The organism is Alteromonas sp. MmMcT2-2 (assembly GCF_022348305.1).
Lineage (GTDB): Bacteria > Pseudomonadota > Gammaproteobacteria > Enterobacterales > Alteromonadaceae > Alteromonas > Alteromonas macleodii.
The window spans coordinates 1-23228 of record NZ_JAKRFA010000025.1; the positions used below are offsets into that span (position 1 = coordinate 1).

27 protein-coding genes and 1 pseudogene are annotated in these 23228 nt (G+C 40.6%); 20 read left to right on the forward strand and 8 right to left on the reverse strand.

Annotated elements, in window-relative coordinates; all coding sequences use genetic code 11:
* Nucleotides 1-405 precede the first annotated feature (405 nt).
* The 5 genes and pseudogenes from MHM99_RS14200 to MHM99_RS21395 all read right to left on the reverse strand — a co-directional run.
* Nucleotides 406-783, reverse strand: coding sequence for a hypothetical protein (locus tag MHM99_RS14200; protein ID WP_239219885.1), 378 nt, complete (start codon nt 781-783; stop codon nt 406-408).
* A gap of 359 nt (nt 784-1142) precedes the next feature.
* Nucleotides 1143-1445, reverse strand: a complete 303-nt coding sequence (locus MHM99_RS14205) for a CcdB family protein (protein ID WP_239219960.1) — start codon at nt 1443-1445, stop codon at nt 1143-1145.
* A 14-nt stretch (nt 1446-1459) separates the two neighbouring features.
* The gene (locus MHM99_RS14210; RefSeq protein WP_239219887.1) at nt 1460-1705 is read right to left on the reverse strand and encodes a type II toxin-antitoxin system CcdA family antitoxin; all 246 of its coding nucleotides are present in this window, start codon (nt 1703-1705) and stop codon (nt 1460-1462) included.
* Nucleotides 1706-1846: 141 nt separating this feature from the next.
* Nucleotides 1847-2083: a hypothetical protein gene (locus MHM99_RS14215; RefSeq protein WP_239219962.1), complete on the reverse strand. Its 237-nt coding sequence runs from the start codon at nt 2081-2083 to the stop codon at nt 1847-1849.
* 43 nt (nt 2084-2126) lie between these two features.
* Nucleotides 2127-2258, reverse strand: a pseudogene (locus MHM99_RS21395) (IS110 family transposase); the annotation flags it as partial.
* A 120-nt stretch (nt 2259-2378) separates the two neighbouring features.
* Between MHM99_RS21395 and MHM99_RS14225 the strand changes: the two are divergent.
* The 3 genes from MHM99_RS14225 (at nt 2379) to MHM99_RS14235 (ending at nt 5840) form a co-directional block, all read left to right on the forward strand.
* A complete protein-coding gene (locus MHM99_RS14225) occupies nt 2379-3893 on the forward strand; it encodes an amidohydrolase family protein (protein WP_239219889.1) in 1515 nt (504 codons plus the stop codon).
* Between the two features lie 33 nt (nt 3894-3926).
* Nucleotides 3927-4301 (forward strand): hypothetical protein, encoded by a 375-nt coding sequence (locus MHM99_RS14230; protein WP_239219891.1) that lies wholly within the window; start codon nt 3927-3929, stop codon nt 4299-4301.
* Nucleotides 4302-4463: 162 nt separating this feature from the next.
* The gene (locus tag MHM99_RS14235; RefSeq protein WP_239219893.1) at nt 4464-5840 is read left to right on the forward strand and encodes a PfkB family carbohydrate kinase; all 1377 of its coding nucleotides are present in this window, start codon (nt 4464-4466) and stop codon (nt 5838-5840) included.
* A 351-nt stretch (nt 5841-6191) separates the two neighbouring features.
* Here MHM99_RS14235 and MHM99_RS14240 read toward each other — a convergent pair whose 3' ends face one another.
* From MHM99_RS14240 to MHM99_RS14250, 3 genes are all read right to left on the reverse strand, one after another.
* Nucleotides 6192-6509, reverse strand: coding sequence for a CcdB family protein (locus MHM99_RS14240; RefSeq protein WP_239219895.1), 318 nt, complete (start codon nt 6507-6509; stop codon nt 6192-6194).
* On the reverse strand, nt 6509-6754 hold the full coding sequence (locus MHM99_RS14245; protein WP_239219897.1) for a type II toxin-antitoxin system CcdA family antitoxin: 246 nt from the start codon (nt 6752-6754) through the stop codon (nt 6509-6511). The genes MHM99_RS14240 and MHM99_RS14245 overlap by 1 nt, the downstream gene beginning before the upstream one ends.
* 141 nt (nt 6755-6895) lie before the next feature.
* The gene (locus MHM99_RS14250) at nt 6896-7873 is read right to left on the reverse strand and encodes a transposase (protein ID WP_239219899.1); all 978 of its coding nucleotides are present in this window, start codon (nt 7871-7873) and stop codon (nt 6896-6898) included.
* 349 nt (nt 7874-8222) lie between these two features.
* On the opposite strand from MHM99_RS14250, the gene MHM99_RS14255 reads away from it, so the two are divergent.
* From MHM99_RS14255 to MHM99_RS14335, 17 genes are all read left to right on the forward strand, one after another.
* Nucleotides 8223-9458 (forward strand): hypothetical protein, encoded by a 1236-nt coding sequence (locus tag MHM99_RS14255; RefSeq protein ID WP_239219901.1) that lies wholly within the window; start codon nt 8223-8225, stop codon nt 9456-9458.
* Between the two features lie 22 nt (nt 9459-9480).
* Nucleotides 9481-11454, forward strand: a complete 1974-nt coding sequence (locus tag MHM99_RS14260) for a hypothetical protein (protein ID WP_239219903.1) — start codon at nt 9481-9483, stop codon at nt 11452-11454.
* A gap of 2 nt (nt 11455-11456) precedes the next feature.
* Nucleotides 11457-14033 (forward strand): DEAD/DEAH box helicase family protein, encoded by a 2577-nt coding sequence (locus tag MHM99_RS14265; RefSeq protein WP_239219905.1) that lies wholly within the window; start codon nt 11457-11459, stop codon nt 14031-14033.
* Between the two features lie 480 nt (nt 14034-14513).
* Nucleotides 14514-15302, forward strand: coding sequence for a PhzF family phenazine biosynthesis protein (locus MHM99_RS14270; protein ID WP_131136450.1), 789 nt, complete (start codon nt 14514-14516; stop codon nt 15300-15302).
* Between the two features lie 199 nt (nt 15303-15501).
* The gene (locus tag MHM99_RS14275; protein WP_239219906.1) at nt 15502-16116 is read left to right on the forward strand and encodes a hypothetical protein; all 615 of its coding nucleotides are present in this window, start codon (nt 15502-15504) and stop codon (nt 16114-16116) included.
* 332 nt (nt 16117-16448) lie between these two features.
* A complete protein-coding gene (locus MHM99_RS14280) occupies nt 16449-16655 on the forward strand; it encodes a hypothetical protein (protein WP_239219908.1) in 207 nt (68 codons plus the stop codon).
* The gene (locus tag MHM99_RS14285; protein WP_239219910.1) at nt 16607-17467 is read left to right on the forward strand and encodes a hypothetical protein; all 861 of its coding nucleotides are present in this window, start codon (nt 16607-16609) and stop codon (nt 17465-17467) included. Before MHM99_RS14280 ends, MHM99_RS14285 begins: the two co-directional genes overlap by 49 nt.
* A gap of 162 nt (nt 17468-17629) precedes the next feature.
* The gene (locus tag MHM99_RS14290) at nt 17630-18124 is read left to right on the forward strand and encodes an AAA family ATPase (RefSeq protein ID WP_239219912.1); all 495 of its coding nucleotides are present in this window, start codon (nt 17630-17632) and stop codon (nt 18122-18124) included.
* A 42-nt stretch (nt 18125-18166) separates the two neighbouring features.
* Nucleotides 18167-18634: a nuclear transport factor 2 family protein gene (locus MHM99_RS14295; RefSeq protein WP_239219914.1), complete on the forward strand. Its 468-nt coding sequence runs from the start codon at nt 18167-18169 to the stop codon at nt 18632-18634.
* Between the two features lie 106 nt (nt 18635-18740).
* Nucleotides 18741-19772, forward strand: coding sequence for a serine hydrolase domain-containing protein (locus MHM99_RS14300; RefSeq protein ID WP_239219916.1), 1032 nt, complete (start codon nt 18741-18743; stop codon nt 19770-19772).
* Between the two features lie 176 nt (nt 19773-19948).
* A complete protein-coding gene (locus tag MHM99_RS14305; RefSeq protein ID WP_239219918.1) occupies nt 19949-20269 on the forward strand; it encodes a DUF6419 family natural product biosynthesis protein in 321 nt (106 codons plus the stop codon).
* A gap of 34 nt (nt 20270-20303) precedes the next feature.
* The gene (locus MHM99_RS14310) at nt 20304-20708 is read left to right on the forward strand and encodes an MAPEG family protein (protein WP_239219920.1); all 405 of its coding nucleotides are present in this window, start codon (nt 20304-20306) and stop codon (nt 20706-20708) included.
* Between the two features lie 14 nt (nt 20709-20722).
* Entirely contained in the window at nt 20723-20947 is a 225-nt protein-coding gene (locus MHM99_RS14315; RefSeq protein ID WP_239219922.1) for a hypothetical protein, read from the forward strand.
* A 21-nt stretch (nt 20948-20968) separates the two neighbouring features.
* Nucleotides 20969-21226 carry a hypothetical protein gene (locus MHM99_RS14320; protein ID WP_239219924.1) on the forward strand — a complete coding sequence of 86 codons (258 nt, stop codon included), beginning with the start codon at nt 20969-20971 and terminating at the stop codon, nt 21224-21226.
* Between the two features lie 46 nt (nt 21227-21272).
* Nucleotides 21273-21818 carry a hypothetical protein gene (locus tag MHM99_RS14325; protein ID WP_239219926.1) on the forward strand — a complete coding sequence of 182 codons (546 nt, stop codon included), beginning with the start codon at nt 21273-21275 and terminating at the stop codon, nt 21816-21818.
* Between the two features lie 78 nt (nt 21819-21896).
* The gene (locus tag MHM99_RS14330) at nt 21897-22943 is read left to right on the forward strand and encodes a DUF2157 domain-containing protein (RefSeq protein ID WP_239219928.1); all 1047 of its coding nucleotides are present in this window, start codon (nt 21897-21899) and stop codon (nt 22941-22943) included.
* Between the two features lie 95 nt (nt 22944-23038).
* Nucleotides 23039-23191, forward strand: a complete 153-nt coding sequence (locus MHM99_RS14335) for a hypothetical protein (RefSeq protein ID WP_239219930.1) — start codon at nt 23039-23041, stop codon at nt 23189-23191.
* Nucleotides 23192-23228 lie beyond the last annotated feature (37 nt).

Below are 23228 nucleotides of genomic sequence, written 5' to 3' on the forward strand. Positions count from 1 at the left end.
ACTGGCGTCAGGCGATGAGTCGTTTTATTATCGAGTTCGAGGAACGACTCGAAAAGCACATTAACTAATGGCAGTTACACAGAATCTGTTACAGGCTCGTCGGCTCATGTCTTTACTTTTCTGAATTAAATAAGACAGGCATATTTGTAGTCGTGCTCAGAGAAGAATGGCTAAATACCAAAACCCCCATTCTGGAATCAAAAACGCCTAAAAGCTATTTCCACACTCCTTCGAATAGAGCACGGCTTATGCAAGTTGTGCTTGAAATGAAATTTGGTGAGATGGCTTAGGTAGCGCTACAACAATTTTCTGAGCGTCGATCGCGGAGACGGTAACAACCCTCGATTATTGAATGCCAAACCCGCCGGAGCGGGTTTGGTTTCAAAGAAGTTAGATCAATGTTAACTAGTTCGTTTCTGGTTCCTCCCCGCTTATTTTACGGTAGCGAGATAATAAGTACTTTGCCCACAATAAACTGGAAAACGAAGTAAGTACCAAAATAGGAAGGGCACCGATAACGCCTAATATAAAGGATAGCGTGCAAACTACTCCGTAGAATGTCAAAACATTTCTTCTAGTTGCCTCATCTAATTTTATTAATTTATATTCATCTGAGGTAAACAGAGAAACACAACCTATGACAAGTAATGTTGCTGCAACTATCCAATTTTTCTCCCCAAAAAAATAAAATCCATACTGATTAATCAAGGCAGGCCATACTGCGGCAGAATAAAATGTGTATGTAGGGATTATATTTTTGTTTCTATATGGATTTTCTTTCATTTTCATTCGCTCGAAGCAAGGCCAAACATTTCCGATGTCACCCTATCGCATGCATCAAAACCTATGACAGCAGGACCTCTATAAGGGAGAGGTAGCGCTGGTACAATTGCATTTTGTACCCTTTCAACAGCAAAAGCGTGTGCCGAACCAGCTGCCGCAGCCTCATTGAGATTCACACTTGTGTAATAGTCTACAGCAACACTGCCTGCTCCCAAAGCAAGGCTTGCACCAGCTAACCCCGCAGCAATCGGCTGTCCTCCCGGAATAACTACAAAGGCAAAGACTAAACAAGACAGGCATATTTCTCTTCTAGACAGGCATGTTTATGTATACCCACCTATCTGAGTTGTTATTGAAAGCTATATTCCAGTAATAGCAAAGTCTATTGCACTTATTAGCAATTCCCGGGATTGGTCCAAAGAACCGATGCAGTCCTTTAGCACATCTTCGGGTATGGAACTCAGTTGTTGAGTCAGGAATAGGTATAACTCGCCTTCGAATTCTATCTCCGGCGTTAGGTTTTTCATGTAAAGACTATTTCTAGTCTTATTCTTTGTCAGCGGTACAACTAACCTTGTTGCTAATTGGTCAATTACATAGTTCTGAATATCTACAAGGAAAGGATAAGCTTTATTTGTTTTTGAGCTCGGGTTTCTGTAAATATCAAACTGTGCCTTTAGAAGTTCCTGTACTCATCACCTATACAGCCGTTCTCAGCAACAAACTCGTTATACGCAGCTATGGCAACTATGTTTTCTTTTTTCCACCTTTCTTCTTCAACACTTTTCAACTTGTCTTTAAGTGCCTGTTCCAAGGTTGCGGACAGGTTAACTTTTAAGTCTCTAGCTTTTTGTAATAAATCGCTGTTTAAGCTTAAATTAGTCGCTTTCTTTGGGGCATTGATGTCATATAAGTCTTGCATGCTATCACTCCAAACTGTTCTACGTATTAAATATACGCATAGGGATGCGCATTGCAAAAAATAGGTTCTTAACAATCCCAGAATTGTTATGTAGAGAAGTATACTTAGAGTGCCTGTTTTACTCTCTATTAAACTGCAAAGTTAACCAAGTAATCGCATTGCACTTTGTCGGGCCAGAACCCTTTGCTGATGTTGATTGTGCACATATTGCTCTAGGTGAGTCACTTTGCCGGCGGCGTGCTTAAAGCAGGTTTCAAACTGCGTGGTTAAAGTTATCCAATGTTCTTGTTCAATATTGAGACGCTCTAAAATAGGGGGGAGGTTATGTTGAACCTTGCCGCGCTTGTTTGGGTGAATATATCGGCTGGGTATATCCACAAGCTGTAAATAGACTAGATAAGATAAGCATATTTGTGTATTTTACACTGACCTTAGACGAGGGGATGCGGCCATAATGAGCGGGCGTCGCTCCACGTTGCTCTTCACAATAAGTAAGTTCGTGAAACTCTTTATGCGTATCCAACCCTATGAAAATCATGCTATGTTTGTTTATCCTAGTCTCCAAATTGATTTAGTATTGAACAAACTAATAATGGACTCTGGCCGGCGCTCCGGTGGCTGAATAAGTTAAACCACGAAAATGCGGGGGCTAGCACTTTTACAGGGAGTCATTGTGTCTAGCCAGATCACAACAACAAGGAAAGTTATGCTTAAACATCTGCTCATTGCGATTCTGTTTCTACATTATCCTACTTTTGCAAAAGAGAGTTTGCTGATTGAAAATGTGACTGTCGTATCATCGCACCTTCAGGAGCCATTACAAAAGGCGCATGTTCTTATTTCTGATGGACGGATAAAAACAGTTTCGTCATCTAAGATAGAAAAAACATTTGATGTTCAGGTAATAGACGGGACTGCTTTATACCTAGCCCCCGGAATAATGGATAGCCATGTTCATGTTTCATCTATTCCTGGCATGGGATTTGGCGTCGAGCCTGTGGCGCAAAAGAATGACGCACTTGCTCAAGAATACTATAAACAGCAACCCTACAGCTTCTTGTACTACGGTATAACACAGGTCGTCGACCCAAACCCAGGGCTTGAATGGAAGAAATTTACTGCTTCTGAAATACATCCTGATTACTATCGTTGCGAAGTCATTACCTCACGCTCAACGTTTCCTTTGGTAGAAAAAAATGATGAGCTGTCGAAATCCATGTTTTCCTATATCGTTGAACAGGACGTTGCTGAGACAGCGCAAAACTCTCCTGAACTAATTGGGAAACGTATTGCTGAATCCGGCGCATCTTGCATAAAAATATACTTTGAAGATGGCTATGGCGATGAAAGTCAGTGGCCGTTATTGTCTGACGATACCCTGAAACGTATTCGAAAATCTGCATCAAAACATAAACTACCTCTGGTAGCGCATGCCAATGCATTGGATATGTATCAAAGAGCTATTGATGCAGAGGTGGATGTAATTGCGCACGGGCTCTGGAATTGGGGGGAGTTTTCGCGTGAAACTGAAGTATCCAAACCAATGCATGGCGTGCTTAACCAGTTAATGAGCAAAAGCACTGGGTACATGCCAACCCAAAGGGTAATTGCCGGACTAGGTGAACTTATGTTGCATAACTCTCATGGTGTTTCTGAATTTAGTAAGGTAACGCCCGAAGAATTAATTGAATGGTATAAGCAACCTTCGGCACAATGGTTTAAAGAAGAATTACGGACAGGATTTGACGGACTACCCGACGAGGTTATTGCTCGAATCTTTTTAAAAGATCGGGTGGGGAAAGGTAACAAAATTTTAAAAATCCTCACCGAGGCAGACTATCCGCTGTTGTTAGGTTCTGATTTTCCTGGAAGTCCTAGTTTTTCCAACCAACCGGGTTTAACCACTTTCCTTGAGATGAAAGCAATGGCAGACGCTGGCGTATCTTTAGCTGCAATACTCGCAGCTGCGACCATTAATAATGCGCGACAATTTAATATTGATGAAGATTACGGAACGGTTGAAGTTGGTAAGGTTGCAAATTTACTTTTGCTAAAACAAAACCCTTTAACTACCGTGGACGCTTGGAGCAATATCCACCATATTATCTTACATGGAGAAGTTTTTAATCGATCAGATTTTGCTGCAGATGCTATGGCTAACAAATCATTGCAGCGGACAAGCCGCTGAATGCGGCGTTATGTGACTCAAGGATGACGAAGAATGTATTTGCCTTTAAAAGATTTGGAAAAGGAATATTCGATACCGGACGTATGGAAAGACTCCATTTGCGAAGTGGTTATTCAATTAACCAAAGATAATTTCGAACTCCACAATGTCTCTGAATACATCGCTCTTCAATCTAGTGATATGGCCAAGTTTAATCGAGAAAATGTTCTTGAATATGGTTTTTGTCTAAAGGCGTTATCTACGGAATGTTGGGAACGTTCATGCTATCAATGGCAGGGTAATTATTGGGATTTAATCATCGATTTATGTACTGTAGAAGAAAATGTTAGTGATCTCGTTCTGAAAGGTCGAGTTTATCCCAAAGTTTCAGGCTACAAATATGAGTTTGGCATGGTATATGTTCCGTAGTTTTATTAGGTAGTCACATAACACATTAAGCCGCGCGCAGGCTCGCTGGCACGCAGACACGTAGGGCGGCTTCGCCATTATGCCCCACATGTCTGCGCCCACTATTGGAAAGTTAAGCGTCTGTAGTTTTAGACGTACACCTTTATTCGATGGAGTAAGGCATTGAAACAAAAAATACTGATAATTGGCTCTGTCCATCTTGATATAGTTGCAAGTTATGAAAAGAGTAACGAATCGAATGCTGATAAAGAGGGTGACCTAAAATTTTCGGTTGGTGGAGCTGCCTATAATATAGCGGCTAATTTGGCATATAAGGATCATCGCGTATCTCTTTTTACTTTTGTAAAGGATAACTCTGTTAGTGGCGATGTTATTAAATCTGCAATTTCAGCTGCTAATATCGAGACACAGTTTGTTCAACAAGACTCTGATCTAAGTGAAAGTGGTTATGTTTCGCATCAATCTGAGGGACAATTAATATCTGCCGTTTCGTGTATGGCTATACAGGAAAAAGCATTTGACGAGAATGTGAGGAAAGCTCTAACAAAAGCAATTTCATCTCATTCATTTGTTGTGGTTGACACCAACTTATCAACAAATCAGCTTGAGACTGTTGTCGAAATATGTAGAGAGAAAAACACAAGCATATTTGCATGCAATGTATCTGATAGCAAATGTCATAGGCTTATTGACTTTTTTCCTGAAGAAAAAAGTGAAATATTTAGGTTTGTTTCATTAAATGAGAAAGAACTAAAGAAGATTATTAAGCATGAATTTATCGAGAATTCTAGATATATCTGCACTAAACTTCGTTCCAAAACAGTGGTGGTAACTCATGGAAAGAATGGTTTTACTGTCTATAGTCAAAACTCGGATGAGAACTATAGATCTATCCCCTATAATGCATCTGGCATAAAGTCAGAGTTAGGTGCAGGTGATGCGCTTTTTTCAGCTGTTTGTGCACACTATTCAATTAAGAATGAATTTCAATGGAGAGATTGTGACCAGCTTGTGAATGAGTATGTCTCACGTGTTTTGAAATCAGAGGGTGCTACCCCAGAAGGATTACAGTTCAAAGTTGAGAAAAGTAAACAAAATAAATTATCCCAAGCAATGCTGTCTTTTATTCCTTTCTTCTTCTCCGCGCTATTAACTGTATTAGCCTTTTTTGAAGTGGATTCAGCTAGAACATATGCTATTTGCTTCCTCTTGGTCCCATTGCTTGCTGGTATATCCGGTGCCTTTACAAGGCATTTACTTGGCCGGGTACGTAAGCTGACCTCTGACATTATGCCCAATATTGCGCTTGGTGGTGTGGCAGGTCTGGCAATGGGGATAACGTTTTTCTTATCGCAATTGGCAACTTTAAGTGAATCAATGAAACTGATACTAGAAGACAATGGAGTACCAGATAATATGAGACCAATAATTGGATTTCTCTTAATGGCAGGGTTAGTAGCAGGATTAGCTGTAGAAGTTGCTTTTGATCAGATTAAAAATTCAAAGGTCAAATATACTCCAGAGGATAGTCAGGCTTAACAAGTCAAATCACACTGACTTGGTAAAGCTGTCACCTTTTTTGTTCCAAAAAAGTCGCCAACTTCACCAGGACTAAATAAGACAGGCATGTTTTTAGGCTAATTGATCTGCATCCAGGACTAAATAAGACAGGCATGTTTTTAGGCTAATTGATCTGCATCCCATAACAGACTGGGAAGCCAAGGACGGCGTTTTTCAAGGTAGTTGTCGCCTGAGCTGAGCCTGTAACAGATTCTGTGTAACTGCCATTAGTTAATATGCTTTTCGAGGCGTTCCTCGAACTCGATAATAAAACGACTCATCGCCTGACGCCAGTTGTCATGTCCACATGGCGGAGTCTGAAATCGAAGGCTATATTCCAGTAATAGCAAAGTCTATTGCACCTATTAGCAACTCCCGGGATTGTTCTAAAGAACCGATGCAGTCCTTGAGCACATCTTCGGGTATGGAACTCAGTTGTTGAGCCAGGAATAGATACGTCTCGCCTTCGAATTCTATCTCCGGCGTAAGATTTTTCATATAAAGATTATTTTTAGTCGTATTCTTTGTCAGCGGTACAACTAACCTTGTTGCTAATTGGTCAATTACAGAGTTTTGAACATCTACAAGAAAGGGGTAAGCTTTATTAGTTTTTGAGCTTGGGTTTCTGTAAACATCAAACTGTGCCATTAGAAGTTCCTGTACTCATCACCTATACTGCCTTTCTCAGCAACAAACTCGTTGTACGCAGCTATGGCAGCTTTGTTTTCTTTTTTCCACCTTTCATCTTCAACACTTTTCAACTTGTCTTTAAGTGCCTGTTCTAAGGTTGCAGACAGGTTAACTTTTAAGTCTCTAGCTTTTTGTAATAAATCGCTGTTTAAGCTTAAATTAGTCGCTTTTTTTGGGGCATGGATGTCATATAAATCTTGCATGCTATCACTCCAAATTGTTCTACATATTAAGTATACGCATAGGGATGCGCATTGCAAAAAATAGGTTCTTAACAAGCCCGGAATTGTTATGTAGAGATGTATACATATAGTGCCTGTCTTACTCTCAATTAAACTGCAAAATTAACCGAGTAATCGCATCGCACTGTGTCGGCACTGAACCCGTTGCTGATGTTGATTCTGCGCGTATAGCTCTAGGTGAATTACTTTGCCGGCGGCGTGCTTAAAGCAGGTTTCAAATTGCGTGGTTAATGTTATCCAATGTTCGTGTTCAATATTGAGACGCTCTAAAATAGGGGGTAGGTTATGTTGAACCTTGCCACGCTTGTTTGGGTGAATATATCGGCTGGTTATATCTACAAGCTGTAAGTAGTCTGGAAGAGTAAAAGGTAAACCGTGTGGCATCTCTTGTCTTGGATTGCCTACAAAAGGCATAAGTCTTTTAGGTGTTTTGCCCAGCCTGGCTGCGTTAATACGGTATTTAATACTGGTATGGTCCGATGCCTCAGGAGTTTTGGCCATCTTTGCTCGTATTGGGTTTAAATCAACATAAGCCATACAGGCGGCAAGGGCTGACTCATCTAATAGCGCTTGAGATTTAAACCGTCCTTCCCAAAAATGCCCTGTGCAGTCGTCTTCTTTATTAGCCGCCCTAGCAATGTATTCATTCAGTGCACGCATAAACCAGCTGATATCAAATAGCCTTTTACGCCATACTTCAGCCGTTAACTCTACCGCTTTAATTTGAATTTCATGTAAATCTTTACGTGAATCTGGTGACATGTAGCGCTGCGAGAGTAATGTGCCATTGTACAGTTTATGCCAACGTTGAATCACGTCTTCTGTACTCAGTGCGTCTGCTTTCTCTTTGTTTACGTGTAATACCAGGTGCGAATGATTACTCATTACCGCATAAGCACATACATCAATGGCGAACACCTCACTCAAAACATGAATACGGTCTTCTACCCATTGGCGACGATGTTCGAAGCTTTTACCGTTTTCCTCGCCACACAAGAAAGCACGACGAACACAGCGGGAAATACAGTGATAATAGGGCGTATCCGATAAACTAATTTGTGACTTTCGGGCTTTAGGCATTGTGACTGTCCAACTTTGATTAAATCGATTAGCAGTTTGAATGGGGATTTAGATTAAAGAAAGTGTACGAGGGGACAGTTTCAATCTTGCTAGATACACCTGTCTTGTTTATTCATTGTTTATTTTCATGACCCTTACGTTTGTGTTCAATACGTTTACAAAAGTTTATGAATGAGGAATTTCCCGCATCTAGATATAACGTATTGTGTGATAGTTCTCTTCATTCTTTTGTTGCTTAAAGTCTTGTACCATATATATTTATTCTCTTTTATAAGCATACTTGTAAAAGCCTTGTTCGTATTTAGTTATCAATAAAGAATGATAAAAATCTAATAAGTGGAAAATATTTATGGATTGGGGGCTAATGGGACCAGAAAAGGTCGTTTCTCAAAGGAGAACGCGAACATTGCGTTTAAGTTCAATTGTTCGTAACTTTAATGACTTAGCAGTACCAGGATTAGGAGGTGTTAAGTACGCAAAATCTGTTTTCTTAGCCTGTTTAGGTGTTGATGTTGCCAATAAAGTAAGAGATTCTGGTAAAAAAGTTACAAATATTGAAGTAACAAATGCTATTGAAGCACTTGCTTGTTACTTAGCTTATAGCGCAACTAATTGGGAGGCAAACGATCGGTTACGCGGTAGAACAAAACTAAGTAACCAACCATTTTTAACCTATAAAATATTCAGCGGTAGCAACTTTTATGTCATTCAGCCAATGCGTATGCGCACGGTACAGGCGTTACCTAGCTTAGGGTTTGTAGACTCAAAAGGTGAGAGGTTCAATAGTTTTAGTTTAAATCAGCAAGGTAACGACTTTGTTGTTGCAGCTTGTGCAGATATCAAATGTAATAGATTAAGTATTTCTGAGTTTTTAGCTCGATGGGTAAAAAATGAAATAAAACTGCCTTCTTCCAACACCAACAGCTACAAAGAATTGCGCTTTGTATTGTCACCTCTGGATCGTTTAGAGCAGCATGCTTTACATGTTTTCATTCAAGCTCTATTGTCAGGTGACAATGAAAGTGTACGTCGAAGAAAAGGCGTACTTGATTGGGTAAAGTCTAAAAACCTTCACCGTTACGTAAATTGGTCAAAACCTCCATTCATTGAACAAGCGCATTTCGATGATTTAAAAAGTGGCGCTTTCTTTTTTTCTTTAAGAAATAAGTCTTTAGATTTGCTTAATGTAATTGAGGCAGAAATAACGTCGCTTAACCCGCCAAGACTCGAACTCACACAAGCATTATCGCACAGCATACATGATGCAGTGCGTATGCTAAAAGAAGCGGCAAACGCTTTCCTAAATCTAAAACATGACCCTAGTGCATCAAATGAAGCGACTTACTTTGCTAAACAATGCTTGCAAAAAAACGATACAGACATAATTAAATTTTTATTAGAGCGAGATGAAGTTGTTCTTCGGTGTAGAGGTGAGCAAATTTTACCTGCTGCGGCATTTGGCAAACCAGAGCCTGTCAATTATGACGATATCGAGGATGATTCATTATTTCCGAAAGGTATTTCTTTTCGCGTTTTGAATATGTACGTTCTAAATCAAGATTTTGAAAATAAACCAGAAAAGTGACTTGGTCTAGAAGGACATAGAGATGAGTAGAAAATTAGCCCCATCTTTAGCAAGCTACTTTATCCCTCCTAGAGGATTTAAAGGGGAATTCGGCTTAGTGGCCGGTTATTCAGCTGATGCCGAGTTTTTTAATGATGCGTTAGAAAAATTCACTTTGAATATGAAAGGGCAGAGGTCCTATCAAGGGGGGATAAGCCTTACATTAATGCTTGATCCTAATCATGTCCAAATATCGCCTATTGCATGCCCAGGCTTGTTGCACCTTGCATTTAAACACGACACAACTAAACAGTTTAAATTACTACATAGCAAAGTCGCTTTACTTACTTTTAAAGCCATTGAGAGTGAAGAACAATTTATACGTTTAATTGTTTCAACAGGTAATTGGACGAGGCAAACACTTGAAGACAGCCTCGATCTTGTGTGGTCGATTGATGTGGTGCCTGGTAATAAGGATGAGCAAGGTAAAGCAGACATTCTCGCTGCTTATCATTTTTTTTATGACATTCTTAGACATTTTGATACGGCTATTTTGACTGACAGCGGAGCCAGTAAACTGAAATCTTATACACATACTCAATATGCAAGGTTCCATAAGCTATTTGACGAAGTAGTTGTAGAAGATAGTATAAAGCCTCGTTTTTTCGACAACCGTTCAGCATCGCTTTTAGACCAGTTACCTGCTTTGGTAAAACACCACTGTAGTGAAAAGAAGCGAGACTATTTGTCTTTAGGATCTGGCTTTTACGAGGGCGGCTCTAGTGATGCTGTTCCAAGTGTCATTAACTCCCTTCATCTGCGTTTAATTGATGAAAGCTTGCTCTCAAAAAATGCTGACAAAAATATTATTGTCAATCAGCATGGGTGTCAGTCTATTGCCAGTAGCTTAAACAGTTTAAAAGATAATAATTGGCAAGTATTAAAAGCATATGACCCTTTATATCAGGGTGGGAAAATGCAGCGAAGCTTGCATGCAAAGTTTATTTTTTCTGCCAAGTCATCCGAAACCACAGATGAATGCAAAAGTGCATGGGTGTATTTAGGGTCGGGTAATTTAACTGGCCCAGGCTTTACAAAAAAGGCGTCAAAATTCGGTGGTAACATAGAAGCGGGAGTAGTATTTGAAGCTAAAGGTATTACTTGGGTTGGGGAAGAAAACCCAGAAACGGCTTTAAGTTTAAAATTACCCCTTTGCTTTGATAGTGATTATGCGTTAACCGACACATCACAACTAAGTGGAGGTAGTGAAATGCCTGAGCATGAGGCAGAGCATATATCTCTACCAATCTCCTACTTTGTACTCGAAGAGTTAGAACACGATAAATACGCTTTAGTACCCAATACCCCATTTACTGATGCTTTTACAGTTGTCAACGCTGGTGCAGATAAGCTAACAATCAAATCAGAAGCATGTTTACTATGGTTTGGAAAGCCGCCTAGGCAACTCACGGTTTCATGGTGCAATAATAGCACTGTTCATACTGAGGACATTCCTGTTATTGATCAATATGGCCGGGTTGCCGCGACTGAACTCCCCGAATTAGCCCTTGATGATGCTTGGTATATGTTTAGTGCTTTTCCACTTCTACCAAGCTTTGAAACTGAGGGATACGAGGGCGACGAAGGCGATGGGGCATCTGATGATGGACAAGTTAAGGGCGCTGAAATGGATGTTGAAGTCGATAAGCGCTACTCAATTAACACAATGATGGTTTTGATTGAGCTTATCGCAGAAAAGCAAACTGAAGTATCAGAAAAAGACTGGATACAATGGTGTACTCGTTTAGAGCAAACATTTTCTCAATTAAAGAGCAGTTCAGCTTTTACTTTCTTCAAAAACATAGCAATCAATCCAATCTCACCATTATGGCAGCCTCCCTTTAGGCCAGACTTTGCTGAATCAAACGCAACTGAATTAGGTGCTTATTATGAAGAAGTGCTGAAACGACTCGAACTAAAATTAGGGTTGGCAGCATTAGCAAAATTAGGAGAGTAGTGATGAAATTCAAAGGTTGGGAGCAAGTAGCAAACATCATTTCTGACTCTTTAAGTACAAATGAAAGGTTAAATTCTGGGCAAAAGTACAGTGTTCGCAATCTAATTAAAACATTGCCAACCTCAGGTGCAATCATTGCGGATGAAGTCGGTATGGGTAAAACCCGTATTGCCGTTGAGCTTATTCATGCTGTAAAACAATCTGGTGGACGAGTATTGGTCGTTGTTCCGACAACCTTGGGGTTTCAATGGCAAAGCGAGCTAGAAGAGAGAGATAAAGACCTTAAGCCAAAATCAGTAATACGAAGTCTTTGGGGGTTTCTAGATGCTTATAGCGATGAGGATACCGCTGAGCCGTGGGCAGATGAGCCCGTAATTCTGCTTTCACATAACTTTGCAAATTGGCGCCTAGGAATCGGTTCTAAAGCAGAACGTTGGGCTTTATTGCCTGAGGTCTATGGTCAATACCATAAACTTCATAATGGAAGTGTACCAAGAGGTTATCATAAGCGCACAGACTTAGTGTCTTGGGAGGCCGAGATATGTGCCAAAAATATAGTTAATCATGCAAGAAAACTACCCCAAAAGCATATTATTAACAAAACCCTAAGTGACATAGTAATAAGCTTCAAGTGGGGAATGAGTGGTTTTGAGGGAGATGTTTTCTATGCGGGTAGTGAATACAGAAATTTACTCGAAAAAACAGTAGGGTTAGGCTTGGGCGCTTTTGATTTAGTCGTCATAGATGAAGCGCATAAAAGCAGAGATGAAACCAGCAGCCTTAATACGATATTAAATAATATCGTATTAAAAGCCGAGGAAGCCCGCAACCTTGCTATGACAGCAACCCCTGTCGAATTGGGTGTTGGTCAATGGGATGACATGCTCAGCAGAATTGAGCTACCAAAAGAAAAACGTGATGAGATTCTAGAGGTCGTCAAAAATTATGCTCAGGTTGTTTCAAAGTTCAAGAAAACTTGGCGTTCAGACCCAATAATCAGACAACAATTCAAAGACATCTCAAATCAGTTTCAGAAGGCACTAGCGCCTTACTTATTTAGAAGAGACAAACGTCAAGATGAAACTATCAAAGCGTTTCATAGAGCTTCTGGTTTACCTATAAACGCTTATCGTCGGCATATACCAGTAAATATAGAAGTATCTGAGCTTACAAGCGAGTGGAAAAAAATTGTCTGCGCCGTTGAAGGACTTTCCGCAGCATCGAGTATGCAGACAGATTCAACATCCAAAAGAGCAAGACTTACTTTAGCGAATGGTCACGGCATTGCGGGAATAATTGATAAAGCCATTAATGCTTCAGAAGATGACGATGCGTTCGAAACAGAAGACGTTAATTTGCCCAGTAAAAAAGAACAAAGAGCTCAGTGGTGGCATTCAATCATTGCCAACTCGTTTCAATCAGGAGAGGAGTCACTTTATAGCCATCCAGCTATTTTAAAAGTAATTGATGAGATAGAAAGTGATTTATCGAAGGGCCAAAAAGCGCTTGTATTTGGCAAGATGACAAAACCAATGCGGGCTTTAGTTAACCTGCTAAATGCTAGAGAAATGCTTAGGTCTCTTCAGAAAAAGCGTTATTGGCCTCAAAGTAAAATCCATGAAACCACAGATAATAGTGCAGAATCTGAGGAATTGGCAGTTAAAGCAGCGCTTTATCAACTAAATATTGAGTGGAGTATTAATGAGGTAAACGATAGGCTGGCTGGGCAATATAAAGTACACACTAACAAACTGGATAAGGCCAAAAATACGCTAATTAAAAATATTGAATCAGTTAAAGCTGAAGTTTTTGATTCAAGAACCTTAGCTTTATTTGAAGCATTTAAATTCTCATTAAAATCAAAAGAGCCAGAAAAACAAACCAACTTAACTGACTTTGCAAATGCAATATTTGAATTAATAGATAAAGAAGGTTTTGAGTTTTCGTCATTTGAAATTGCTCAAGGCTTTAGAGATTTAATGAATGTGCTGACAGCCAAAAACGAAGGCGACCAGAATGGTGATGGCGAGTTGGATATGGATGAAGCCAAAGGGCTGTGGCCAATCATATCCAAGCGCGTTTCAGCTGAATTTACTCATATTAGAGGAGGCTTGGCGCGCCTGATGTACGGCGGTACAGAAGCGCATAGTAGGAGAGTTATGCAGTTAGGTTTTAATCGTCAAAATAGCTTTCCCAAAGTGATAGTTGCCCAATCGGCAGTGGGCCGTGAAGGACTAAACTTACATCAAGCATGCAGAGTCGTGTACTTACTTCATCCTGAGTGGAACCCAGGCGTGGTCGAGCAGCAAATAGGGCGTGTTGACCGCCTTGGCTCAAGGTGGCAAAAAGAATTCGAAGCTTTTCAAAAACAAGGTGGTGTTCTGCCATTCATCGAAGTTAAACCTGTGATTTTTAAAGGCACTTACGATGAATATAATTGGCAAGTACTTGATACAAGATGGGATGAGCTTCGTTCCCAACTACATGGCGTGATCTTACAAGCATCTGAAAGAACGCGTGGTGATGAAGATATATATGACGAGCTTTGCAGAGCTGCACCTGACTTTAGACCAAAATAAGATTTGTATGATGGATTAGTAAATTTGAAAAGTTAAAACTTGCCTACATTAAGTGCATAAAGGAGTTACTATTGCAACTAATACTGGTTTTATCGCTTGGAGCTAAATTGATGCTACTGGTTTTTACAAGCATCTTGGACTTCTGTAGTCATCAAACTGCTCATTAGTTGAATTAGTCTCGACTTAACAAGACAGGCATCTTTGTGCTTTCTTATTAAGCATTTAAAAGAAGAGTTTAAATGAAAGGTATTTATCGAATTCTGATTGCTCTGGCTCTTCTAGTCACAGCTATAACATCTTACAGTATGGGAGTTCAGTCAGGTGTATTCCTGTTCATTATTTTGGGGCTCGTTGTAGAAGGGGCATTTTGGTTCAGCTTGTTTTCAATTAAAAGACGAAAAGAGGCCTAACGATACGTACCAGCACTTGAATAGCCATAATTGCTGAGCGTTGGGTTTTCAGCATACAAAAGGAAGATAGATGAAGCTTAAGATGTTTCAGGTTGATGCTTTTGCAAACCATGTTTTTGAAGGTAATCCGGCTGCCGTATGCCCATTAGAAGCTTGGCTTGATGATAGTTTGTTGCAGGCCATTGCTGAAGAAAATAACCTCTCTGAAACCGCATTTTTCGTTCCGATGGGGAACGCCTATGAATTGAGGTGGTTTACACCAGCAGATGAAGTTGATCTTTGTGGGCATGCGACACTTGCTGCGGCTCATGTACTCTACACTCATCTAAACTACGCCAAGCAGGAAGTAGTTTTCCATACCCGCAGTGGGCCGCTTACTGTCACGCGAAGTGGCACGGGTTTTAGTATGGATTTTCCGGCTGCATCGCTTATCAACACTGAAGCACCTTCAGCGCTAGTTAATGCGCTCAGCAAAGCCCCGAAGGAAGTACTATCCGGGTTCGACTATCTCGTTGTTTTTGATTCTGAAGAAGAAATAAAATCACTAAAACCGGATTTTGAAAAACTCAAAGAGCTTGGGCTACGGGGTGTGGTTGTAACTGCCCCGGGACAAGAGGTCGATTTTGTTAGCCGCTGTTTCTTTCCTAAGCTTAGAGTGAACGAAGATCCGGTCACAGGGTCTGCCCATTGTGAACTTGCGCCATACTGGGCTAGCCGTCTCGGTCGCAATAAGCTTAGTGCTCGACAGCTGTCTAAGCGGTCGGGCAGCGTAGAATGTGAAGTCAAAGGTAATAGAGTATTCCTATCAGGGAGCAACGTGGACTACATGACCGCAGAGATTAATATCCCGCAAAACTAACTAAAGAACAGGCACTTTATATTACACTCTGAGAGAATACGGGGTTCGCACCTTTAAAGAGAATCATCGACTAAACGAGACAGGCATCTTTGTCTAAAAGGGTCTACATTATGGGTCTGTCTAACTAGTTATTTTTACGTCGGTATCCGCTATATATGGAAGCCCACTGTAGTGGATAAAACCAAGTTGGAATCAAGGAATGATGAAGAGATTACTGATAGTTATAACTGCTCTTGTTGTAATAGGCTGTAATGAAAATCAGCCGAAAAACCACTCCCCAGAAATTGCACTAGCGAAGATAATCGGCAATGGCAATCAAACTGTTGTAAATGACGTTCAACTTTACCTTTCTGATAAGAAAGCATACAAACTAAAACACAAAGACGGACTAGAAGAAAGCGGATTTGATGGAGCCTTTGAAAATTCATTTGACCTTACATTTGTAATTATAGAAGGTCTAAAAAGCATCAACCGTGTGGTGGTTGTAGATTGGAGAGAGGATGCGCAACATGTCTTCGATTTATTAAACGATTTATCTAAAAATGCACTTTCTACTTGCAGCATATCGAGACAGCTGGCGGACGATATGATGCAAACTCAGTTCAATATATCTTACTACTTAGAATCTAGTGAATCTGGCTTTTTATTCTCAACCTGTGCAAAAAGCATGGGGTTAGAAATTATTGGCATTGACGATGGATCAGACACGTTCGTCTTGTCTTTAATACCAAGTGGCAACGCGGCAAAACTCAAAACATATTCGCAGCAACTAAAATTGAATATAAAGACATACGATAACCGTGTGACTAGTTAGTTGGAGCGAAGAAGAATGTGCTGCGATAGCTTTTTTGTACTGCTTAAATTTTTCTATTTTTTTCGAGGCAAAAATGACCAAAAATGAAATACCTATTATTGCTAAACAAGCGCTGTCTGAATATCTAGAGGAACCAGGAAGCGTTCTCTATAGTAGTCATGAAGCATAAAGGCCTACCTCATTTAAGTCGCTACTCTCCTGTAGGTAAAGCTGAAGTTATCAAGTGGCTGTTAAGTAAGATACAACGAGTCAATTAACATCGCAGCTTTGATGCAGCCGCAGAAGGCTGTATCAAAGCTGTTACCTGTTATTCACTTAAAGGAATGCAAAGCATGCTCTACAAAATAGAAGAACAAGCAGAAGTATTTGAAAAGTTAGAACCCGTAGAGTTCAAAGACTTTTCTAGCTTTGGAAAATTAGAGAAAGATCTAGAAAACTTAATTGCGAACAGTATTTTAGACGTCTTATTTGAAGACGCTAGATTGTTGCGGTGTTTCAAGAACGACAATGGCAGGCAGAAGCTGACATATATGCACTGAATGAAAGTGGCGAATTAGTTATATTCGAGCTAAAGCGTGCATCTGCCGGGAAAGATGCCGTTCATCAAGCGCTGAGATATGCGCAAGATGCTGGTCAATGGAGCTATCAAAAATTAGAAAATAAGTTCAAAGAATATAGCAAAGGCGACATGTCGCTAGTTGAAGCACACAGAGAAGCTTTTAGTCTTGAGCACAAATTAGAGCCTAAAGAAATTAATAATAAACAGCACTTATTAGTTATCGGCAGTGCAGCGGATGACTCATTAATATCTTCCGTCGACTACTGGAAGAAAAGTGGTATATCCATCGATTTCTTGCCCTATAGAATTTATGAACTTGCTGGCGAAAAGTACTTTGAGTTCTTTGCGCTTCCCTATGATAAGCACAAAAACCCAAGTGATGTAAAAGGTGTATTATTTGATACAAATCGCAGTTGGAATGAGGACTCTATTTGGTCGATGATGGATAATAGTCGTCTGGAGGCGTATGGAGACGCCAAAAGGTTTGTTCACCATGTTCATATAGGCGACATTGTTTTCTTTTCCCACAAATGGTGTGGCTTGATAGCTGCTGCAAAAGTGAAAGGTGAGGTTAAAGCGCCAGACAGTGAAACATTGTATCGAGACGTAGAGTTTTTAACTCCCATCCCAAACCGAAACGATAACACGTTATTGGCTATGCCTTTTTCAGAGGTGAGTTCTAAAACAGGTAAAAGTTTCTTTTGGGCCAGAACGATAAAAGTACCTTACTTAACGAAAAGCGAAGCACTTGAGTTAGTCGATGAGCTTAATAATTATTTACATCGCACTTAACAAGTTAACGCGGTTGGGGTTCTTCACAGTCAAAACTTTAAGCGCTAGTGCACTTTTAATGGCCTTTTGGTAGTTTCTGGCTACGTTGCCGTGGACTGTTACAGGTCGTTTAAAACGCATTGTTAGTTCAGCATTTTATTAGTTGATTTAAGGAGGGTGGTTTTGGCAAAAATTTTAATATTTGGAAACTCTGGTTCTGGAAAATCTACGCTGGCACAGCACTTATGCAAAACACAAGGTTTGGCTCATTTAGATCTAGATACATTAGCGTGGAAACCTACTAGCCCACCTGAGAGAAAGCCTATTGATGAGTCTGAAGAAGAGATAAAGGCTTTTATTTCTTCTAACTACAAATGGGTAATTGAAGGCTGCTATACAGACTTACTAAAAACTGTTGAACAGCAGTCTACTGAAATTATATTTATGAACTTATCCATTGAAACCTGCATTTCAAACGCAAAGGCGAGACCTTGGGAGCTCCATAAATACAAAACAAAGCAAGCCCAAGATGACAACTTAGCAATGCTTATTGATTGGATTGGGCAATATTCAGAAAGAAACGATACATTTTCTTATGCGGCACATAAGCAGTTTTATGATAGCTACCATGGTCATAAAAAGATGATTACGCAAAATGTCCCGACCGAGACAAGTTAGGCAAATTCGTTAATATATGAAATAGGTGAAACGGAGTTTCTAGTGAAAAAAAATCTACTTCTTGCATTATCACTTCTAGTGTCAGCTACGGTATCGGCTGAAGATATTAAATTAGATCTTAAGCAGCTTGCCCAACGGTATTTCGACACAATGGTTGCTACTCAGGCCCCTGGCGCTACAAAAGTTGAGCTTGAAAATCACCTGAGTTTACTCGCGGATGATGTTGGTCATTCACATTTGCCATGGGTGATAGACGATACGCGATTACCTGACGGTAAGGAGCAAATGAGAGAGGGCATGACATTCTATTTAGGCGCACACACAGAATATAGTGCTGAGCTGTTAGATGTTTTTACATTTAATCATTCTGCTATTGCTATCAGGTATAAGAATTATGCCAAGGGCGTGCATCCGCAAAACAATCAGCCTATTGAATACAGTCAAGTAATGATGGAAGTACTAGAAATTGAGAACGGTAAGATTGCTGTAATTCGAAAGTACCATGAGTAAGTTTCATTTTCGAAAGCCGCTTAAGCTACAATCGTATTTACGGTTGCAATAAGTTGGCGTACACCTAGTGGTAGTGTTACAAGATGAGCTTTAAGGGCAAGGTAAAATGACGAAGAACCGAAGAAAAACCATCATCAGGTTTCTTCTGCTAGTCAGTACTATTGTTTCCTTGTTTTTCGTTCCGTGGATATTGGTTAAAGCCTGGATCCTACCTTTGCCACACACAGTGCAAGAACAAGTTGATGAGGCAATTAGCCATGGCTTTGACGGCATAATTGTTTACGTGGATAAGGCGGGAAAACCTCCAGCTTTCTTCACAGCAGGCTGGAAAGATAGAGATAACAAAATACCCGCTGCCCCCGACTCTTTGTTTAAAATTGCCAGTATCAGTAAGCTGTACACCGCTGTGGCTATCACGAAAATGGCGCGAGAACAGCGACTATCCCTACACGATTTACTTATTGATCATTTACCCGAACTCAAAGACAGAATTGAGCATTCAGAAAAAATAACGCTTAAAATGATGGTGCAGCATAAGTCAGGGATCCCTAACTTTACCGATAATGCCGCCTACTGGGATAACGAACCGGAAAACAGCAAGCGAGCGCTCGACTTTGCGCTAGATCTTCCGGCGAGTTTTGAGCCCGGTGATGGATATGAGTATTCCAACACGAACTATCTGTTGCTTCGCAATATTATGGATAAGGTTTTGGGGTACAATCACCACGAGTACGTTAAGCAAAACATTTTACTTCCGCTCGAATTGAACAACACCTATTTTTCATTGAGCGAAGTCAATAAAGACGACGTGATGAGCGGCTATTACGTTGGTTACAAGGAAGATGTTAAGGCGCGCGACTACGGTATGCTAGCGACAGCAGAAGATGTGGGTAAGTTCTTACGAGCGCTAAACAACGGCGCTATTTTCAATGAAGGCGAAGCGGAACTTTACCCTTATGTGTTCGAGCATGGAGGCTTGGTTATCGGTTACCAGAGCCTTGCAGAATATGACAAAGACCTCGATACCGTGGTCGTCCAATTTATCAATACCACTGACTTTGACGGTTACGAATGGAACTTGTCTGAAATCACAATTAGCCGAATTTTTAAAATACTAAGAAAAGCACAAAACGAGTAGGTGGTAGGCTTGGTTCAACGCTTTTTCAGTGTAGGCCAATCATTACAAGTTAGAAAATAATGGGTGGCGACAGAACGGTTTTTATTATGTGCTTAGTTTATTAATTCGCCGTTTTTACTCTATGCTTTTAGTGGTTATTTTGTATCTTCAGCTGCTCGGCAAAAAAGGGGCAAAACGTGAAAAAACTCTTCTTAATGTTATCTGTGCTTATATCGGTTTTGTGTTTGCTACTGGCCGCAGCGCCATTTACTCCGGCAGTTGCGGGCTCGTTTTTAATGCTTGTCCTCGCTGGAGTTTTAGGCTTTAAAGGGTATTCAAAAATAAGCTTGCTTTTGCTTTGTATCAACACCTTTTCGGTAGTTGTCAGCCCCAACATAAACGAGTCTAGTTTTGCCGGATTAACTGTAATATCGATTATCTTTATTTTCTCTTTCACCGGTGTAGCACTTGGTCTGCCGAAAGGTGTTCAAAGATATGATAGTTGCGTTGATAGCTGACGAAATTTGATAACAACGAGATAATTAAACCAAGATGTCTAGTTTAATAGCCCCTATGTTTATGCACATTTTTCTTTGTGCGTTGCTCTACGTATTTCTCACGCTAGCTCGCGCGCCTTCGGTATGGGGAATAGGGAAAAACAAAGATGGTTCAAACCCGTTTGCTGATATACAGCCTAAAGTAAGTGCGAATCTGAGCAATCAATTTGAGTGGCCGTTATTTTTTCACGTTGTTTGCGCCTTGCTAATTGCCTTAAGTGAGCCAATTAGCAATTCACAAGTCTTCCTTGCGTGGGTATTTGTTATTGGCAGGGTGTTGCATAGTCTTGTACAAATATTTACTGACAATATTAGATTGCGTGGTTTGGTGTTTACTATCAACTTCGTTGCCGTTCTTGCAATGTGGTTGTTGCTTTTTATAGAACAGGTTTTAGGTTAAAACGCGTAAAGGTTATGGAAGAAGTATTTGAACCGCTGGGCCGCTTTATACTTAGAGTAATAAAGTGGATTATCATAGACGCTATTATGGAATTCGTTTTGAAGGGCACGGGCCATGTGGTGCTTAAATTGCTGACCTTCGGAAAATATCCAAGAGCAGGTCGTGATGAGGGAAGGACCGTTGCTGTTGGTTTTGTAAGCTTTGTGGTGTTTTTCGTCTGTCTTGCAATGATTGCTTAGTATTGAAAAAGGATATCTGCGATGAAATTAGAAAAGTGGACGAGCATAAGAGAAAAAGGAAAACAGCGCTTCGTTCTAGTTTACGGCGTTTTAGGCTGGGGAGTCTCTACCGGTTTATTATGGTCATTACTTATGGCGTTTATCGAGCCTTCCGAAAATGTCTGGGGGAAACTCGTCATTGCGATGATCATCTTTCCCATTGCGGGTATCGCTTTTGGCCACTTAACGTGGAACAAATCTGAAAAAGCTTTTGCAAAAGAAACGACGAAAACTGTATAGAATTGCTAGAACATGTCGTGTAATAACCAATGAAGGGAAGCCGCTGTTGTTAAGTATCAAAAAATTATTTGTTGTTTCATTAACTTTGCTTGTAGTAAGTTGCGCCAATATACCTATTGCAACAATGCTTGAGTTTCGCTCATTTGATGAGGAGAAATTTGTTGAACTCGACCCCAATCATTTACTTACGAAGATTCACTTAGACAAGCCTGCCGAAATAAAACCAAAAAGCACCTGGCTTACCTTGGGTGTTAGCTCCTCAAAGCAAGAAAGAAGTTTTAAGTATAATCTTGAGGTTATTTCAGAAAAAACACTGCCGGCCGAGTCAGGATGGCTGAGTAAAACGCCAGTGCGAACTGAGTACATTTTAGGGTTAAGTGCCGACGCAATAAAAGAATTCACTGAACTTCAAGAGTTCATGGGTTCTGCATCGCCAACGGGCTTTGATCTTCACGTTAATACTGGGTTCAAAGAGGCGGCAAATGAAATGACAAGCATCACAATGTCTATCTTTTTAAAGCTTTACGCTGATGAAGACTATTTTACGCTAATCGATAGAGCGCAATTAGATATCGAGATAGGAAGCGAGTAACTTCTATTAGGCTGGCTTTTTACCCATAACAAAGTAAAGTAATAATCTTCAGCTCTTCAAGCTTATTTAGAGAAGTACATGGAAGTATCTAAAGCCAGTATTCAAAAAGCAGTAGCTAACAATATCATCTCCGAGCAACAGGGCATTGCTCTGTACAATTTCTTCCAAGAAGAAAATCAGCATACTCCCTCTTTTACCTTCACCCATATTCTGTACTACTTAGGTGGCCTTATTGCAATTGGCGCCATGACTCTATTTATGAATTTAGGCTGGGAGCAATTTGGTGGTGCCGGCATCGTATTTATCTCTATGCTTTATGCTGGCGTGGGCTTAAAGCTTGCCAATTCCTTTGCGCGTAAGCATTTAATAATACCAGCAGGGATCTGTGCCACGTTCGTAGTTTGTTTAACGCCAATTGCTATCTACGGAGCTCAGCAATGGCTAGGGCTATGGCCCGACGACAATACGGTTTATCGCCAGTTTCACCACCGCATTAAATGGCTATGGTTATATATGGAACTTGGAACGCTAGTAACTGGACTTGTCGTAGCATGGCGATATAAATACCCGTTCCTAATAATGCCGATTGCGGTAACGCTCTGGTATATCAGTATGGACGCTGTGATGCTCATTATTGACCATGAGGACTTATGGAACAGCTACACGTGGCTATTCCGAGCACTTGTGTCGATGTACTTTGGCGCGTTGATGACGCTATTGGCGTTCTGGGTGGACATCAGAGCACGAAACACAGCAGATTACGCGTTTTGGCTTTATCTTTTCGGCGTTTTAGCGTTTTGGGGCGGCCTTACCAGCCAAGATTCAGACAGCGAACTGTCTAAGTTTATCTATTTCTGTATAAACCTTGCCATGATTGGCGCTGGTGCTCTGTTGGTTCGACGTGTATTTGTCATATTTGGTGCTTTGGGAAGCTGTTTATATTTAGGGCATCTTGCTTCTACCGTTTTTGAAGATAGTTGGCTTTTCCCAGTGGCGCTATCAGCGATCGGCTTAGGCGTCGTATATTCGGGAATTTGGTGGCAAAAGAATGAGGCTCGCATAACAAAGAGTGCGCAAGCGATACTGCCGAAAGCGCTACAGGAACTTTTGGCTAATAAAGCTTAGATAAGCGAATCAATAGCCAGAAACTGCAGAAGATTCATATTTACAACCCGCAAAATAGTAGTATCCATTACGCTAGTTGCTCTGCCACAAAAGTAGTGCCTCGTTTTGTAGGCGTGGTTGCGGCTTTTTTGTGGGGCGGTGATTTTATTGTTGGCTCGATAGGTATCTCTTCCCATCATCTTTGGCTGCTGTACTTGGACTACGGCGTACTCGGCGGCTTCGGGCTTGGGCACGGTTATGATGGTTAATCAAATGCCAGCCATCAAAGACGTACAGTCTGTTATG

Excerpts from the sequence above, each read along its gene's own strand:
- MHM99_RS14310 (WP_239219920.1), top strand. The coding sequence starts at position 20,304 with ATGTCTAGTTTAATAGCCCCTATGTTTATGCACATTTTTCTTTGTGCG.
- MHM99_RS14320 (WP_239219924.1), top strand. The coding sequence starts at position 20,969 with ATGAAATTAGAAAAGTGGACGAGCATAAGAGAAAAAGGAAAACAGCGC.
- MHM99_RS14260 (WP_239219903.1), top strand. The coding sequence starts at position 9,481 with ATGAGTAGAAAATTAGCCCCATCTTTAGCAAGCTACTTTATCCCTCCT.
- MHM99_RS14245 (WP_239219897.1), bottom strand. The coding sequence starts at position 6,754 with ATGCAAGATTTATATGACATCCATGCCCCAAAAAAAGCGACTAATTTA.
- MHM99_RS14280 (WP_239219908.1), top strand. The coding sequence starts at position 16,449 with ATGCTCTACAAAATAGAAGAACAAGCAGAAGTATTTGAAAAGTTAGAA.
- MHM99_RS14255 (WP_239219901.1), top strand. The coding sequence starts at position 8,223 with ATGGATTGGGGGCTAATGGGACCAGAAAAGGTCGTTTCTCAAAGGAGA.
- MHM99_RS14200 (WP_239219885.1), bottom strand. The coding sequence starts at position 783 with ATGAAAGAAAATCCATATAGAAACAAAAATATAATCCCTACATACACA.
- MHM99_RS14275 (WP_239219906.1), top strand. The coding sequence starts at position 15,502 with ATGATGAAGAGATTACTGATAGTTATAACTGCTCTTGTTGTAATAGGC.
- MHM99_RS14315 (WP_239219922.1), top strand. The coding sequence starts at position 20,723 with ATGGAAGAAGTATTTGAACCGCTGGGCCGCTTTATACTTAGAGTAATA.
- MHM99_RS14230 (WP_239219891.1), top strand. The coding sequence starts at position 3,927 with ATGTATTTGCCTTTAAAAGATTTGGAAAAGGAATATTCGATACCGGAC.
- MHM99_RS14330 (WP_239219928.1), top strand. The coding sequence starts at position 21,897 with ATGGAAGTATCTAAAGCCAGTATTCAAAAAGCAGTAGCTAACAATATC.
- MHM99_RS14265 (WP_239219905.1), top strand. The coding sequence starts at position 11,457 with ATGAAATTCAAAGGTTGGGAGCAAGTAGCAAACATCATTTCTGACTCT.
- MHM99_RS14270 (WP_131136450.1), top strand. The coding sequence starts at position 14,514 with ATGAAGCTTAAGATGTTTCAGGTTGATGCTTTTGCAAACCATGTTTTT.
- MHM99_RS14210 (WP_239219887.1), bottom strand. The coding sequence starts at position 1,705 with ATGCAAGACTTATATGACATCAATGCCCCAAAGAAAGCGACTAATTTA.
- MHM99_RS14300 (WP_239219916.1), top strand. The coding sequence starts at position 18,741 with ATGACGAAGAACCGAAGAAAAACCATCATCAGGTTTCTTCTGCTAGTC.
- MHM99_RS14250 (WP_239219899.1), bottom strand. The coding sequence starts at position 7,873 with ATGCCTAAAGCCCGAAAGTCACAAATTAGTTTATCGGATACGCCCTAT.
- MHM99_RS14240 (WP_239219895.1), bottom strand. The coding sequence starts at position 6,509 with ATGGCACAGTTTGATGTTTACAGAAACCCAAGCTCAAAAACTAATAAA.